At 39.0% G+C, this 15,686-nt stretch carries 15 protein-coding genes; all 15 read left to right on the forward strand.

Annotated features, from left to right (window positions below):
• Positions 1 to 3,033, forward strand: a complete 3,033-nt coding sequence (locus tag ABIB30_RS06145) for a TAT-variant-translocated molybdopterin oxidoreductase (RefSeq protein ID WP_354300252.1) — start codon at positions 1 to 3, stop codon at positions 3,031 to 3,033.
• 23 nt (positions 3,034 to 3,056) lie between these two features.
• Positions 3,057 to 4,529, forward strand: coding sequence for an NrfD/PsrC family molybdoenzyme membrane anchor subunit (gene nrfD / locus ABIB30_RS06150; RefSeq protein WP_183866114.1), 1,473 nt, complete (start codon positions 3,057 to 3,059; stop codon positions 4,527 to 4,529).
• A 2-nt stretch (positions 4,530 to 4,531) separates the two neighbouring features.
• Positions 4,532 to 5,068, forward strand: coding sequence for a DUF3341 domain-containing protein (locus ABIB30_RS06155; protein ID WP_068403973.1), 537 nt, complete (start codon positions 4,532 to 4,534; stop codon positions 5,066 to 5,068).
• Positions 5,061 to 5,648: a c-type cytochrome gene (locus ABIB30_RS06160; protein ID WP_232324631.1), complete on the forward strand. Its 588-nt coding sequence runs from the start codon at positions 5,061 to 5,063 to the stop codon at positions 5,646 to 5,648. Before ABIB30_RS06155 ends, ABIB30_RS06160 begins: the two co-directional genes overlap by 8 nt.
• Before the next feature lie 14 nt (positions 5,649 to 5,662).
• Positions 5,663 to 6,877 (forward strand): quinol:cytochrome C oxidoreductase, encoded by a 1,215-nt coding sequence (locus ABIB30_RS06165; RefSeq protein WP_354300255.1) that lies wholly within the window; start codon positions 5,663 to 5,665, stop codon positions 6,875 to 6,877.
• A gap of 63 nt (positions 6,878 to 6,940) precedes the next feature.
• On the forward strand, positions 6,941 to 8,206 hold the full coding sequence (locus ABIB30_RS06170) for a cytochrome c oxidase subunit II (protein WP_068403967.1): 1,266 nt from the start codon (positions 6,941 to 6,943) through the stop codon (positions 8,204 to 8,206).
• A gap of 20 nt (positions 8,207 to 8,226) precedes the next feature.
• A complete protein-coding gene (locus tag ABIB30_RS06175; protein ID WP_354300257.1) occupies positions 8,227 to 10,119 on the forward strand; it encodes a cytochrome c oxidase subunit I in 1,893 nt (630 codons plus the stop codon).
• 85 nt (positions 10,120 to 10,204) lie between these two features.
• Entirely contained in the window at positions 10,205 to 11,263 is a 1,059-nt protein-coding gene (locus ABIB30_RS06180) for a COX15/CtaA family protein (RefSeq protein ID WP_354300258.1), read from the forward strand.
• Positions 11,264 to 11,280: 17 nt separating this feature from the next.
• The gene (gene cyoE, locus ABIB30_RS06185; protein ID WP_354300260.1) at positions 11,281 to 12,183 is read left to right on the forward strand and encodes a heme o synthase; all 903 of its coding nucleotides are present in this window, start codon (positions 11,281 to 11,283) and stop codon (positions 12,181 to 12,183) included.
• A gap of 10 nt (positions 12,184 to 12,193) precedes the next feature.
• Positions 12,194 to 12,787 carry a cytochrome c oxidase subunit 3 gene (locus ABIB30_RS06190; RefSeq protein ID WP_354300262.1) on the forward strand — a complete coding sequence of 198 codons (594 nt, stop codon included), beginning with the start codon at positions 12,194 to 12,196 and terminating at the stop codon, positions 12,785 to 12,787.
• Positions 12,788 to 12,817: 30 nt separating this feature from the next.
• Positions 12,818 to 13,525: a cytochrome c oxidase subunit 3 gene (locus ABIB30_RS06195; RefSeq protein WP_111634210.1), complete on the forward strand. Its 708-nt coding sequence runs from the start codon at positions 12,818 to 12,820 to the stop codon at positions 13,523 to 13,525.
• Positions 13,526 to 13,608: 83 nt separating this feature from the next.
• Entirely contained in the window at positions 13,609 to 13,962 is a 354-nt protein-coding gene (locus ABIB30_RS06200) for a cytochrome C oxidase subunit IV family protein (RefSeq protein WP_354300265.1), read from the forward strand.
• A 3-nt stretch (positions 13,963 to 13,965) separates the two neighbouring features.
• Positions 13,966 to 14,673 carry an SCO family protein gene (locus ABIB30_RS06205; RefSeq protein ID WP_354300267.1) on the forward strand — a complete coding sequence of 236 codons (708 nt, stop codon included), beginning with the start codon at positions 13,966 to 13,968 and terminating at the stop codon, positions 14,671 to 14,673.
• A 44-nt stretch (positions 14,674 to 14,717) separates the two neighbouring features.
• Positions 14,718 to 15,290 (forward strand): DUF420 domain-containing protein, encoded by a 573-nt coding sequence (locus tag ABIB30_RS06210; protein WP_354300269.1) that lies wholly within the window; start codon positions 14,718 to 14,720, stop codon positions 15,288 to 15,290.
• Positions 15,291 to 15,423: 133 nt separating this feature from the next.
• Positions 15,424 to 15,675, forward strand: a complete 252-nt coding sequence (locus tag ABIB30_RS06215) for a CAMCR motif-containing small membrane protein (protein ID WP_354300272.1) — start codon at positions 15,424 to 15,426, stop codon at positions 15,673 to 15,675.
• The last annotated feature ends 11 nt before the right edge of the window (positions 15,676 to 15,686 follow it).

Consider the following 15,686-nt stretch of genomic DNA (forward strand, 5'->3'; position numbering starts at 1 on the left):
ATGGAAAGCAATAAAAAATACTGGAAAGGCTTAGAGGAATTTAACAAGACCTCCGATTTTGTTGAAAACAACAAAAACGAATTTGCGGAGCCGCTTCCAATAGAAGATGTTTTAAATGAAGCAGGATTAAGTACAGTAACTCCTCGCCGTGACTTTTTAAAAGCCTTAGGCTTTGGTCTTGGTGCGGTAACACTTGCCGCTTGTCAGCCTGCTCCGATTCACAAATCAATACCTTACCTGATTAAACCTGAAGAAGTAATCCCGGGTATCCCGAATTACTATGTGTCAAGTTATAATGGTCAGAGCATCCTGGTGAAAACCAGAGAGGGCAGACCTATCAAGATTGAGCCAAACCCAAATGCGGGTGAGTTCAATTGCGGTACTGATGCACAGGCTCAGGCTTCTGTATTAGATTTGTACGATGTTTCGAAACTTAAAGCACCTGTATTAAAGAATGATGAGACTACCTGGGCGAAGGTTGATGCGTTTGTAGCTGCAGAGCTGGCAAAAGCAAAAGCTTCGGGCAAGAAAATCCGCATCGTTTCTTCATCTGTAAACAGTCCTTCTACTAAAGCAGTAGTTGCAGACTTTATAGCTGCTTATCCTGCAACTAAACATGTACAGTACGATGCAGTATCTTATACTGGTATAATCAAAGCAAATGAGAATAGTTTTGGTAAAGCTGTAATTCCTAAATATAACTTCGACAAAGCTGACTTAATCGTGAGTTTTGCTGCTGACTTTTTAGGAACGTGGATTAGCGGAGAAGAATTTACTTCTCAGTATGTAGCTAACAGAAATCACAAATCATTGGCAAAAGGTAAAATGTCACGTCACTTCCAGTTCGAAGCTGGTATGAGTTTGACAGGTACCAATGCCGATACACGTATCCCGGTTAAATTATCAGAGCAGGGTCCTGCACTGATTACCTTATATAATGCAGTCACTGGTGGCAATTTAGCTGGTGGTTCTTTACCTAAGAACGGTACTGCTGAAAAAGCGATTAAACTTGTTGCGAAAGAATTAGTTCAGCAAAAAGGAAAAGCTTTAGTAGTATGTGGTTCTAACGATGTTTCTACTCAAATCCTGGTTAACGCGATCAACTCTGCTATCGGCAGTTATGGTACGACTATCGATTTAGACAATCCAAACAAACGTTATGCTGGTAATGATGCTGAATTTGCAGAATTCTTAAATGAGATGAACAGGGGCGAAGTTGCTGCTGTATTCTTCTTAGATAACAATCCTGCTTATGATGTGGTTAATACTAAGTCATTCACTGATGGATTAAGTAAAGTTCCATTGAAAGTTTCTTTCTCAGACCGTAAGGATGAGACTTCAACTTTATGTGATGTGATTGCAACTAATCAGAATTATTTAGAAGCATGGGGTGATGCAAATAGCTACGAAGGATATTATTCTATCGTTCAGCCAACAATCAACCCGGTATTTAATTCACGTCAGGCTGAAGAAAGTTTACTGATCTGGTCTAACGCACCTGTTAAAGAATACTATCAGTATGTGCGTAACAACTGGGAGAAAAATATACTTCCAACTTTCGGTAAATCATGGAATGATGTATTAGAGACTGGAGTTTTTGCTTCAGCGCCTAAAACAGCAGGTTCTTATACTTTCAACCTTTCATTAGCGGCCGTTGCTCCTTCAGTAGTGAAAAGCAGTGCTGCTTTAGCTAAGGATATTGAGCTTCAGGTTTATGAAAGTGTAGCGATGCGCGATGGTAAACATGCCAACAACGCATTTTTACAAGAGTTACCTGATCCGGTTTCTAAAGTAACCTGGGATAACTACATTGCTCTTGCGCCTAAGTTCGCTGAGTCATTGGGAATCAAAGAATTCGATGTTGTTGACGTTAAAGGAAGCAACGGATATAAAATTACTTTACCAGTTCTGGTTCAGCCAGGACAAGCACAGGGTACCGCTTCTATAGCTTTAGGTTATGGACGTACTAAAGTGGGTAAAGCTGGTGATAATGTAGGTCAGAATGCTTATCCATTCGTAACTTTCAGCAATGGAACGTTACAGTATGCAAATACGATCACGATCACTAAAACTGGTGCTACCAACGAGCTTGCACAAACGCAGACTCACCACTCTTTTGAAGGAAGAAACATTATCCGCGAAGCTACTTTCAAGGAATATGTGAAAAATCCTGCTGCGGGTACTGGTAAGCATGACAGTGAACATAAAACTTACGATTTATGGGATAAATACGAAAAACCAGGTAACAACTGGGTAATGGCAATCGACTTGAATGCTTGTACTGGTTGTGGTTCTTGTATTGTTGCTTGTAACGTAGAAAATAACATCCCTGTTGTTGGACGCGATGAGGTTCGCAGACGCAGAGAGATGCACTGGATCCGTATTGACCGTTACTATAGCTTTGAAGAAGGCGATAAGAGCGTATCTGAGGAGAAAGAAATTGCACACATGGAAAATCTTGACCGTGTATCAGTTGTTCATCAGCCGATGCTATGTCAGCACTGTGATCACGCTCCTTGTGAAACTGTTTGTCCTGTATTGGCAACGACTCACTCTTCGGATGGTCTGAACCATATGGCTTATAACCGTTGTGTAGGTACACGTTACTGTGCAAACAACTGCCCGTACAAAGTACGTCGTTTCAACTGGTTTAATTACTGGAATGATTCACGTTTCGATAACTACCTGAACAATGAGTTCACTCAACTGGTTCTTAACCCAGACGTGACTACCCGTTCAAGAGGGGTTATGGAGAAATGCTCAATGTGTATCCAACGTATCCAGGCTGGTAAGTTGTCAGCTAAGATTGCGAAACGTCCGTTGAAAGATGGAGATATCAAAATGGCATGTCAGGAAGCTTGTTCAGCCAATGCAATTATATTTGGTGATGGCAATGATCCGGAATCGGAAGTATCGAAAGCATTACGTAGTGAGCGTATTTACTATGTATTAGAAGAGATCAATACACAACCGGGAGTAGGTTACATGACAAAAATTAGAAACACAGATTCATTACCAACAGTACAAGCGTAAGCTGATATTAAAGAAAACACATTATGTCAGGACATAACGAATCAATATTAAGAGAACCACTAATCACCGGCAATGATATCACGTATGCAAAAATTACGGATGATATCTTAATGCCAGTTGAGAATAAGCCCAACAGGGCCTGGTGGATAGGTTTTATAGTTTCCCTTATGGGAGCAACCTTATGGTTAGTTGCAGTAAGTTATACTTTCTGGAACGGTATCGGATCATGGGGTCTGAACAAAACTGTAGGATGGGCATGGGATATCACCGGTTTCGTATGGTGGGTAGGTATTGGTCACGCAGGAACACTGATTTCAGCGGTATTATTACTCTTTCGTCAAAACTGGCGTAACTCAATTAACAGGTCGGCAGAGGCGATGACGATTTTCGCCGTTATCTGTGCCGCAACGTATGTTGTATCCCACATGGGAAGACCATGGTTAGCTTACTGGGTATTACCATTACCGAATCAGTTCGGTTCACTTTGGGTAAACTTTAACTCACCACTGGTGTGGGATATGTTTGCGATCTCTACTTACTTCTCTGTATCCTTATTATTCTGGTATACAGGTTTATTACCAGATATCGCTACTATTCGTGACCGTGCAACAGGTGTACGCCGCAGAATTTACTCTATCTTCTCTTTCGGATGGAGCGGTAACGTTAAAACATGGCAGCGTTTTGAGACTGTGTCTCTGATCCTTGCTGGTATCTCTACACCACTGGTACTTTCGGTACACACGATTGTATCTATGGACTTTGCAACCTCGGTTATTCCGGGATGGCACACTACAATCTTCCCTCCATACTTTGTGGCTGGTGCGATCTTCTCTGGTTTCGCCATGGTGTTAACCTTATTACTGGTTGCCCGTAAAGTATTGGGTCTTGAAAACTACATCACTATGTTCCACATTGAATCGATGAACAAAATCATCATTCTTACAGGATCGATCGTGGGCGTGGCTTACATCACTGAGTTTTTTATTGCCTGGTATTCAGGTTCAGAATATGAAGCATATGCATTCATCAACCGTTCAACTGGTCCATACTGGTGGGCATACTGGATGATGATGACTTGTAACGTAATTTCTCCGCAGTTACTGTGGTTCAAGAAAATCCGTTTGAGCATCCCTGCAACATGGATCTTATCTATCGTGGTAAACATCGGTATGTGGTTTGAGCGTTTCGTAATTATCGTTACTTCATTACACCGTGATTACCTTCCATCAAGTTGGGCGATGTTCTATCCTACATGGGTAGATGTGAGTGTCTTTGTAGGTTCAATCGGGGTATTCTTTACTTTATTCCTGTTGTTCTTAAGAGTTCTGCCTTCAATTGCAATTGCTGAGGTGAAACTATTACTTAAAACATCAAGTGAGCAAGCTAAACTTGCACAGATTAAAGAAGGTCATTTGGACAAAACTCACGTTAAAGAATACGTTGAGTCTTTAGAGAAATTTGATAGTGTTAAACAAGAAGAATACGCAAAAATATAACAATGAGTAATATCAAATATATTTTAGGCAGTTTTGGCGATCCTGACGAAATGATGCATGGCATCGAAAAGTTACAGGAGAACAACATTAAGATCCATGATGTTTATACGCCTATGCCTATCCATGGCATCGAAGCCAAACTAGGAATTAAAAGATCAAGATTGGATATCCTTGCATTTTTCTGCGGGATAACAGGAACAGTATCAGCATTTGCACTGATCTATCTTACCTCGGTAGTAGACTGGAGACATAATATTGGTGGTAAACCAGCATTCGCATTACCGGATTTTATTCCGATTATGTTTGAGGTAACTATTTTATTCTGTGCATTTGGATTAGTAGGGTCTTATTATGCATCTACTCACCTTTTCCCAGGAAGAGCGCCAAGAGTAATGGACTTAAGAGCCACAGATGATAGATTTATTATAGCTGTTGATGCTCAGGAAAACGGAGATCACAGTAAAATTGACGGACTATTAAAAGAAGCTGGTGCTATTGAAGTTAAGCACAATGAAAGGAAGTATATTAGCTATGAATAAGAATAAAATAGTTGCAGCCTCATTTGTTGTTCTTGCCCTGGCTGTTACAACACTTTCGTCTTGCAGGAATAAGAATAACCCCGGTTTGGAATATGCAAGGAATATGTATGATCATATTGCTTATGATCCTGACCAGCCGAACAAGAATTTTGCAAACGGACAAACTGCACAAACACCTCCTGCAAATACAAGCCCGGTAGGATTTGTAAAGTATGAGTATGCAAATACTAAAGAAGGTTATGAAGCCGCAGGTTTAAATCTGCACAACCCTCTAGCTAAGACACCACAGAATTTATTATCAGGTAAACATTACTTTACTGTATTCTGCGGACCTTGTCACGGTGAAAAAGGAGATGGTAAAGGACACCTTGTTCAAATTGAGAAATTTACAGGTGTACCAGCTTATCATGGTGATGCAGCGTCATCGCGTGGTGGCTTGATGAAAGATTTATCGGAAGGTAAAATCTATCACACTATCATGTACGGATTAAATAACATGGGGTCACATGCCTCTCAGCTTACTCCAGATCAAAGATGGAAAGTTGTGATGTATGTTCAACAATTACAAAAAATACAATAGAAAAGCAGATATAAATGGGAACTCACAATTATAATTTCAATGAGCAGTTTGAGTTTACAGGAAAAGCTAAAACTTTAAGCATAGCGGCGATCGTTATTGGTATCGCAAGTATAGCTTATGGTTTTTCTGATCATGGACTTCATGAGCGGACTTTTGCCAACCTGTTACTTATGGCCTATTACTTCGCCTGTGTATGTATGTCGGGTGCATTCTTTTTAGCTGTTCAGTTTGTAGCGCAGGCGGGATGGTCTGCATCAATCTTACGTGTGCCTCAGGCTATGGCAAGAACATTGCCTATCGCAGTAGTAATCCTTATCGTGGTTATTAGCCTGGGACTATACACACATAATCTTTATCACCACTGGAATGCACCGGGTTTAACTGATCCGTCTTCCACTAACTATGATAAATTAATCGATGGAAAGTCTGCTTTCTTAAATGTACCTTTCTTTTTAGGACGTCAGGTTGTATTTTTAAGTATCTATTCTTTCTTCGCTATCTTACTCTCTAAATTATCAACTAACGAAGATTTAGAAGGTGGTTTGAATTCATACACGAAGAGTTTTAAATACTCTTGTATATTTTTAGTTATCTACGGCTTTACTACGCCAATCTTTGCATTTGATACGGTGATGTCATTAGAGGCACACTGGTTCTCTACAATGTTTGGTTGGTATAATTTCGCAGCAATGTGGGTGAGCAGTTTAGCTACTATAGCTGTAATTATCATCCTGTTGAGAAAAGCAGGTTATATGCAATGGGTTAACAATAGTCATCTTCATAACTTAGGTCAATTCATCTTCGGGTTCTCAATTTTCTGGACTTATGTATGGTTTGCGCAATTTATGTTGATCTATTATGCCAACATGCCGGAAGAAACTGTGTATTTTTACAAACGATTTGAGTTTTACAAGTTCTGGTTCTTTTTGAATTTAGTGATGAACTTCCTTGCTCCGGTTCTGTTGTTGATGGATCGTGACAATAAAAGACAGGAAAATATCATGCTTGGTGTTTGTATAATTGTATTATGCGGTCACTGGGTAGATTACTACCAAATGATTATGCCTGGAACTGTAGAATCACATAATGGTTTTGGTATTATTGAAATAGGTACAGCAATCGGTTTTGTAGGCTTGTTTACCTTTACAGTATTATCTTCATTAAGTAAGAAACCTTTAATTGCAAAGAATCACCCTTTCTTACAGGAAAGTCTGAATCACCACTTGTAGTAACTGGTTAGAGAGTATATACATTAATTTATAGTAGAAGTACATCGTACTACTTTTAAGAAAATGAGTTTAAGAAAATATATAAGCAATAAGACAATAGCGGCCCTGGCAGTAATTCTTACTGTGTTTGCAAATACGAGCGCATTTGCACAAGAAGCTGCCGCCGGTGCTGCCGCTACGGCTGCGAAAAAACCTATTGATATGTTCCCGATCTATAAGTCGGCAGCATTTTATACCCTGTTATTTTTACTGCTTTGCTTATTCATAGCAATAGTTGGTAAAGCTATGCGGGTATATGAATTGACACGTGAAGCTCAGGATAAACCTGCCGGCATCAACTGGAATACAGTGAATGGTGTTCTTTTCGTGATTTTCTTAATCGTCGGATTGTACGGTGTTTACTTTGAATATACAGTTCATGGTAACATGATTCTTCCTGACGCTGCTTCAGAACACGGTAAGAAGATTGACCAGATGTTTAACATCACACTGATCCTGACTACTATCGTATTCATCGGAACACACCTTGTATTATTCCTGTTCTCTTATTTCTATAAGAATACTGGTAAAAGAAAAGCTTATTACTACCCACACAATAATGCATTAGAGCGTATCTGGACAATTGTTCCGGCATTAGTGCTTACAGTATTGGTATTAATGGGATTCCTTACCTGGAGATCAATTTTCTACAAAATCGAAGATCCTAATAACAAGCCATTGAGCATTGAGATTACTTCTCAGCAGTTCGCATGGACTATCCGTTATCCTGGAGCTGATAAGATTGTAGGTAAGAAAAACTATAAACTGATTACCGGGACGAACAGTTTGGGTATGGACTTTAATGATAAGGACAATCTTGATGATCAGATGGCAGAGGAAATGGTTATTCCTGTCAACAAACCAGTAAGATTGATTCTGACCAGTAAAGATGTATTGCACAGTTTTTACATGCCGCATTTCAGGATTCAGTTAAACACTGTTCCGGGTATGACTTCTTACTTCGAGTTCACACCAACAATTACTACTGCTGATATGCAGACTAAAGTAAATGATCCAGCATTTAAATTCTTGTTCTATTGCTCGAAAATCTGTGGATCTGGTCACTATAACATGCAAAAGGTTGTTAGAGTTGTTTCTCAGGCTGAATATGATGCCTGGATAGTTAAACAACCTAAGTTTATCAATAACGATTTGAGAAAGCAATTTAACTTGCCAATCGTACCAGAACCAGCAGCTGCACCAGCGGCAGCAGCACCAGCTGATAGTACAGCTAAAGCTGCGACAAGTGCTCCTGCTGTAGCAATGAATAAACCGGCTTTAAAAAAATAATTATACTGGAATAGCGCATTATGTCAACTATAACATTACACGATACACATAACAACGATCACCATGACGGTCACGATCATGGGCATCACGAACAATCTTTCATAACGAAATACATCTTTAGCCAGGATCACAAGATGATCGCTAAGCAGTTTTTAATAACTGGTATCGTTATGGCTGTTATTGCAATGGGATTGTCTATCTTATTTCGTATGCAACTGGCATGGCCAGATAAAAGTTTCCCTATTCTTGAAACATTTTTAGGAAGATGGGCAGAAGGAGGAAGAATCAAACCTGATTTTTACCTTGCTCTGGTAACTATACACGGTACCATCATGGTATTCTTTGTACTGACCGCAGGATTGAGCGGTACGTTTAGTAATTTACTGATTCCTCTTCAGCTCGGGGTACGGGATATGGCTTCACCATTTATGAACATGCTTTCATACTGGTTATTCTTTATCGCTTGTATCGTGATGATGAGTTCATTCTTTATTGAGACCGGACCAGCAAGTGCGGGCTGGACGGTATATCCTCCATTATCTGCAATTCCAAAAGCTATTTCAGGTTCTGGTTTAGGGATGACATTATGGTTAATCAGTATGGTTCTTTTTGTAGCTTCTCAGTTAATGGGTGGTATCAACTATGTAAGTACTGTATTAAACATGCGTACTAAAGGTATGGACCTTTGGAAAATGCCATTAACAATCTGGGCTTTCTTATTAACAGCTATCTTAGGTATTTTATCTTTCCCTGTTTTAGTAGCAGGTGTTGTGTTATTGATCTTTGACCGTAGTTTCGGTACAAGTTTCTATTTATCTGATATCGTTATGGGTACTCAGGTATTACCTAACGAAGGTGGTTCTCCAATCTTGTGGCAGCATTTATTCTGGTTCCTTGGTCACCCTGAGGTATATATTGTAATTATGCCGGCTTTAGGTATCTCTTCAGAGGTTATCTCGGTAAATTCAAGAAAACCAATCTTTGGTTACCATGCGATGGTTTATTCATTAATCGGTATTACTATTCTTTCCTTCATCGTATGGGGTCACCATATGTTTGTAACGGGGATGAATCCATTACTGGGTGGTGTGTTTATGATCACGACCCTGATTATTGCTGTTCCTTCAGCAGTAAAAACTTTCAACTACCTGGCTACATTATGGCGCGGTAATATCAGGTTCACACCTGCAATGTTATGTGCTATTGGTATGGTTTCATTCTTTATCTCAGGTGGTTTAACTGGTATCTTCTTAGGTAATGCCTCTCTGGATATCAACCTTCACGATACTTACTTCGTAGTAGCTCACTTTCACCTGGTAATGGGTTCTGCTGCGATCTTTGGTATGCTTGCAGGTGTTTATCACTGGTATCCGAAAATGTTCGGAAGAATGTTAAACGAGAAATTAGGATACCTTCACTTCTGGATTACATTTATCTGTGCTTACTTAGTATTCTTCCCATTACACTTCTTAGGTCTAGATGGTGTACCACGTCGTTACTATGCTTTCACTGAATTTGAATTTATGCAGAAATGGGTTACTGTAAACATCTTTGTTACCTGGGCAGCGATCGTTGCAGCATTAGCACAGGTTGCATTCCTGTTCAACTTCTTCTACTCAATTTTCAAAGGTAAAAAAGCAACACAGAATCCTTGGGAATCTAATACTTTAGAATGGACTACGCCAGTTGAGCATATCCATGGTAACTGGCCAGGAGAAATCCCTACAGTATACCGTTGGCCATATGATTACAGTAAGCCAGGTTCTGAAGCAGATTTCATTCCTCAGACTGTTCCTTATTCTCAGACAATGAGCTCAAACATGCCGCATGACTTCGAAGGAAATGCAGAATCTGAGCGCATCCAGAGAGAATGGGAAGAAAAACAAGCAAAAGAAAAAGCAATACTGGATTAATCTCCTTTATTAAAATTATACAATGAGGTTATCTGCTTGAGTATCTACTTAGAACGATAACCTCATTTTTTTTAAAATCAAACCAATGGTTCCTAAATCTGAAAAGAGATTTATCCGGTTAAACCTGATTACTTTAATAGTGACATTAGTACTCATCTTAGCCGGTGCAGTAGTAAGAAGTACGGGTTCAGGTATGGGTTGTCCGGACTGGCCAAAATGTTTTGACCAATATGTTCCACCAACATCGGTAGATCAGCTTCCGAAAGACTATAAAGAAAAGTACGTAGCAGGCAGGGTTAAAAAGAATGAGCGTTTTGCGCTGATGCTTGATAAAATGGGTAAGAAAGATGTGGCAGATAGTATCCGTCACGATCAAAGTATAACAGTTCCGGAATCATTTAATGCAGCAAAAACCTGGACTGAATATATTAACCGGCTTACTGGTGCAGCTACAGGATTTTTATTAATTGCAGTTACCGTTCTTTCATTTACGTATAAAAGTAAAGCTAAAAGGATTATAGTTTTAAGTGTACTGAATCTTTTTATGGTAGTTTTTCAGGCCTGGCTGGGATCAATTGTTGTTTCCACTAACTTACTGGCCTGGGTAGTGACCGTTCATATGCTGCTTGCGCTGGTGATGCTGGCTATACTGGTCTACACTCACTACTACGGGGTATCACTGCATAAAGAACCAACTGTTGTTATTTCTAAAGTATTCTGGTTAAAAGTATTGATCCTGGTTTCTTTAATCCTGAGCGTTCTGCAAATTGTTTTGGGAACAGAAGTAAGAGAAGCTATCGATGAGATTTCAAAAAACCTGTTATACCAGGAAAGACATACCTGGATCGGGAAAATAGGGGATATCTTCTCTTATCACCGTGATCTGGCAATTTTTGTAGTCGTATTGAATGCGTTCATCTATCAGTTTGTGATGAATAAATTTGGGGGTAAGGCAACAGAATTGAAATTAGGGAATTCAATTGTACTGGTGCTGATGGTACAAATTGCGAGTGGGTTATTATTATCTAACTTTGCACTGCCACCTGCAGCTCAGGTTATACATTTAGTGTTCTCAACAGTTCTGTTTACACTCCAGTTTTATCTTTACCTGCTGGTATACAGAACAAGTACTTATAATCAATAATATTAAAACACATAGAATTGAAATTATTTTTCTCAGATTTATCTAAACTCATCAAATTCAGACTTACTTTTCTGGTTGTGTTTTCTGCGTCAATTACTTTTTTAATTGGTTCAAGGATGCAGGTTGCCAGAGGTGAGGTTCCGTCTATTGACTGGGGAAACTGGCTGATTCTGGTAGCTGGAGGATTTTTAGTGACTGCAGCAGCAAATTGCTTCAATGAGATTATAGAAAAGGATCTGGATAAACTGATGACCCGCACAATGGATCGTCCAATGCCAGCAGGAAGGATGACAACAGGCCAGGGATTAGTACTGGGTCTGATCATGGGAATGCTTGGTACCTGGTTATTAGGTAAGCTGAATCTGGAAACAGGTCTTTTATCTGTATTTTCTATTTTACTTTATGCATTTGTTTATACCCCTTTGAAACGTAAATCTCCGATTGCCGTTTTTGTAGGTGCAATACCAGGTGCTTTACCACCGCTAATCGGTTATTTAGCTGCCCTGGGCCATACTACAAACTTTACGCATGTAGATTATGAAGTAGCAGGAATTCTTTTCCTTGTACAGTTCGTCTGGCAGTTTCCACATTTCTGGGCAATTGCATGGGTTTTGGATGATGACTATAAAAAAGCAGGCTTCAGGTTGTTGCCTACTAAAAAAAGAGACAAGACCAGTGCATTTCTTGTTTTCTTAAGCACGTTAATACTAATACCTGTGAGTTTACTGCCTACCTTTTTCGGATTCGGTGGTTATTACATCGCAGGATTTTCGATCATAGCCGGTGTGATTTTTGCACTGCTTGCTTTTAAACTACTGGTAAAACTGGATATAGACAGCGCACGTAAAGTGATGTTCTGCTCATTCTTTTACATACCACTGGTACAATTGATTTTATTGTTTGATTTTATAGGTAAATAGTTTTTTATATATGGTACACACATTAAAACCGGAAGACGTAGCGCAAGATAGATTAGCTACCTCTTTTAAAGCTAAGAAATTCGTTCTTTGGCTATTTGTGGTCTCTTCGACTATTATGTTTGGAGGATTTACAAGTTATTATATCGTTTTTGCGGCATCTAAAGGTAAGGGACATGGATTAGTTCTTCCGGATGTCTTTATGTACAGCACAGCAGTGTTGGTATTGAGCAGCATTTGTTTATTCTTTGCGGCAAAAGCAGTCCGTCAGCAAAATATACAAACACAAAAAATATTTCTATGGTCAACCTTAGCATTGGGGATTGCTTTTGGCTATCTTCAAGTAGATGCATGGTCGGCATTATACCAAAGTGGTGCAACACTGGTTAACAATAACGCAGCAATTTCTACGATTTATATTGTTTCCGGCATGCACTTACTGCACATTTTTGCAGGACTTTGTTTCATCCTGAACAGTCTTTGGGGTGCATATAGCAAAATTCCTAAAGAAAATGCGGTGTATCGCATAGAAATAGCCTCTATATTTTGGCATTTTATAGATATATTATGGATATATCTCTATGTTTTTTTACTTTTGAACAGTTAGACTTTTTAACAAACTATTACAATTTTTAAAATGAATTCATTATCACAATTAGATCAGGTAAAAACTACTCCATGGAGTGGCGGCCGTTCACCGTGGTCGGTAGAATACGGAAAAATAATGATGTGGTTTTTCTTGCTATCAGATGCATTTACATTCTCTTCATTATTGGTATACTACGGAGCACAACGTTTCACAAAGTTTACATGGCCTGATCCGGATTTGGTATTCCAGTCTATTCCAGGTGTAATGGATTCCGGAGCACCATTAGTGTTCGTAGGTATCATGACGTTTATTCTGATCATGAGTTCGGTAACCATGGTATTAGCGGTTGAAGCTGGTCACAGACGTGCTAAAAAAGAAGTGATCTGGTGGATGGTAGCTACTATTATCGGTGGTTTCATGTTCCTGGGTTGCCAGGCATTAGAGTGGACTCACCTTCACCATGAAGGTTTCTGGTGGGCGTCTATTCCAAAACCAGAGAAATTACAAGAATTCTTTGTTGGGCCAGTGTCTAACGTTGCGGCACAACAATTTGCTAACTTGTTCTTTACCATTACTGGTTTCCACGGATTTCACGTATTCACAGGTGTATTATTGAATATTATCATCTTATGTATGACTATTAACGGGACTTTCGAGAAACGTGGTCATTATCTGATGGTTGAAAAAGTAGGTTTATACTGGCACTTTGTTGACCTGGTTTGGGTATTCGTATTTACCTTCTTCTATTTAGTTTAATTCCTCAAAAAAACCATCATCAGCCGCAGGCTCATGATAGCTTTATTATCTATTAAAATAAATATAATCTAAATAAAAATATTATGTCTGAACATAACTTACAAAATACAGAAGAGCATGCACACGATGAGCATGCTGGCCTTAGCAAATCAAAAATCTGGCAGGTATTCTTTATCTTATTAGGGATTACTGTGGTAGAATTTATCATTGCATTGGTGATTTTACCAAAACATTTGATTCCTCATACTGCTGGTAATATTGCTTATATCTTATTAACTCTTTTAAAAGCATATTATATTGTTGCCTACTTTATGCACCTTAAGTTTGAGAAAACAGGACTGCAGCTGTCACTTGGGCTCGCATTTATATTTATTGCGTACTTTATAACCTTGATGCTCATTGAAGGTGGTTATTTGCATATACATATGACTGTTTAATTCATGAAGTTTTCTTCAATAAAAAAAATAATAATCCTGGTATCGATTTTAGCGGTACCGGGATTTTTATATTATGAACTTGTTGAACAAGGAAAGAACAGGTATAAACCGTTACCCTTTTTCGGCCCCAAAAAAGTAGCAGCTACTTTCCATTCCAAAAGAGGAAAACAGATTCCTGATACCATTTATCATCAGTTACCTGATTTCCGGTTTATCAATCAGCAGGCAGATACCCTGAGCTGGAAGAATTACGAGGGAAAGATCATTGTGCTGAACCTGATTTATACATCCGGGAATAATTATGCCGTAGAATTTGCCAACAAAGCAATGAACGTGTATATGAACACCTATATCAAGAACCCGTTAATTCATTTTATCGGCCTAAGTATAGATCCGGTAACTGATATTCCTGCTAAAATACTTCCCTATGCTGAGAAACTAAAAGCAAAGGCAGGTAAATGGGATATACTGACCGGAGATAGCACTGCAGTTTATAACTGGATTAATAAAGGGCTTTATATTGATGCCCAGCAGCATTTTGAAAAGGGAGAACGTAAATTTACCTACAGCAATTTATTTGTTCTTCTGGATCCACAGCACCGTATCAGAGGTTATTATGATGCGACTAATCAGGAAGCGCTCTCCAAGCTGAATGATGAAATAAAAGTTCTCGTTGCCGAAGAACTTAGAAATGTAAAAGACGGAAGGTAGGCTTGCCCGTGCAGGTCGCCTGATGCTTAATAAAGATACACACCATGAATATTAACGATAAATTCTTTTTACGTCTGATCTGGATTGTGAGTGCAGTCGTACTTGCAGTAGTTATTGCTTTGAAGATCGTACCCCCACCAACAACAAAACCATCTTTCATCTATTTATTACCACATTTGATTGGTGGCATTAATGCCACCTGTGCAGTATTACTGATCCTGTCTTTAATCTTTATCAAGAAGAAAAACATACAAGCACATAAAATAACGAACGTGATTACGTTTATCCTGTCGGCTATTTTCCTTGTATTTTATATCCTGTTTCACCTTTATGAAAAGGATACCAAATACGGCGATATTGATCATAACGGCATTCTTTCTGTCGCTGAACTTGCAGCAGTAAGCGGAACAAGAATGATTTACTTCTTTATTCTGATTACCCATATTATGCTGGCCGTTATTGTATTGCCATTGATCCTGATCAGCTTCCTGAGAGGATTCAGTATGCAGATTGAAAGACATCGTAAAATTGTCAGATGGGCTTATCCGGTATGGTTATATGTAGCGGTTACCGGAGTGATTGTTTACCTGATGATTTCACCGTATTACAATTTTTAAACGACATAGGGTATTTTTACATTAGGCTTATGTAATGTAAAGCTTAATTGTTCGTTTAATCTTATATTTGTTAGCGTTACTAATTAACATAATGAACCTTGCTTTTTGTAAGGTTCATCAACAATAGAATCCAATGAAAAGAGCTATTATCTTCTTTATTCTTTTGGTTGCTGTAACAGCAGGAGCTGGTATACAGAAAGCTGCAGCACAATGTGCCATGTGTACAATCAGTGCAGAGCAGGGAACTCAAAATGGAAATACACAAGCTGTCGGACTAAATACAGGCGTTTTGTATTTGATGGCAATTCCTTATCTGATGATCGCTGCCATTGGCTTTTTGTGGTATAAAAGATACCGTCGTTCACAAGCTTCCCTGCGTTCCTGATCTCCTTCAGC

Source organism: Pedobacter sp. UYP1 (assembly GCF_040547305.1).
GTDB lineage: Bacteria > Bacteroidota > Bacteroidia > Sphingobacteriales > Sphingobacteriaceae > Pedobacter.

Excerpts from the sequence above, each read along its gene's own strand:
- ABIB30_RS06145 (WP_354300252.1), top strand. The coding sequence starts at position 1 with ATGGAAAGCAATAAAAAATACTGGAAAGGCTTAGAGGAATTTAACAAG.
- nrfD (WP_183866114.1), top strand. The coding sequence starts at position 3,057 with ATGTCAGGACATAACGAATCAATATTAAGAGAACCACTAATCACCGGC.
- ABIB30_RS06155 (WP_068403973.1), top strand. The coding sequence starts at position 4,532 with ATGAGTAATATCAAATATATTTTAGGCAGTTTTGGCGATCCTGACGAA.
- ABIB30_RS06160 (WP_232324631.1), top strand. The coding sequence starts at position 5,061 with ATGAATAAGAATAAAATAGTTGCAGCCTCATTTGTTGTTCTTGCCCTG.
- ABIB30_RS06165 (WP_354300255.1), top strand. The coding sequence starts at position 5,663 with ATGGGAACTCACAATTATAATTTCAATGAGCAGTTTGAGTTTACAGGA.
- ABIB30_RS06170 (WP_068403967.1), top strand. The coding sequence starts at position 6,941 with ATGAGTTTAAGAAAATATATAAGCAATAAGACAATAGCGGCCCTGGCA.
- ABIB30_RS06175 (WP_354300257.1), top strand. The coding sequence starts at position 8,227 with ATGTCAACTATAACATTACACGATACACATAACAACGATCACCATGAC.
- ABIB30_RS06180 (WP_354300258.1), top strand. The coding sequence starts at position 10,205 with ATGGTTCCTAAATCTGAAAAGAGATTTATCCGGTTAAACCTGATTACT.
- ABIB30_RS06190 (WP_354300262.1), top strand. The coding sequence starts at position 12,194 with ATGGTACACACATTAAAACCGGAAGACGTAGCGCAAGATAGATTAGCT.
- ABIB30_RS06195 (WP_111634210.1), top strand. The coding sequence starts at position 12,818 with ATGAATTCATTATCACAATTAGATCAGGTAAAAACTACTCCATGGAGT.
- ABIB30_RS06200 (WP_354300265.1), top strand. The coding sequence starts at position 13,609 with ATGTCTGAACATAACTTACAAAATACAGAAGAGCATGCACACGATGAG.
- ABIB30_RS06205 (WP_354300267.1), top strand. The coding sequence starts at position 13,966 with ATGAAGTTTTCTTCAATAAAAAAAATAATAATCCTGGTATCGATTTTA.
- ABIB30_RS06210 (WP_354300269.1), top strand. The coding sequence starts at position 14,718 with ATGAATATTAACGATAAATTCTTTTTACGTCTGATCTGGATTGTGAGT.
- ABIB30_RS06215 (WP_354300272.1), top strand. The coding sequence starts at position 15,424 with ATGAAAAGAGCTATTATCTTCTTTATTCTTTTGGTTGCTGTAACAGCA.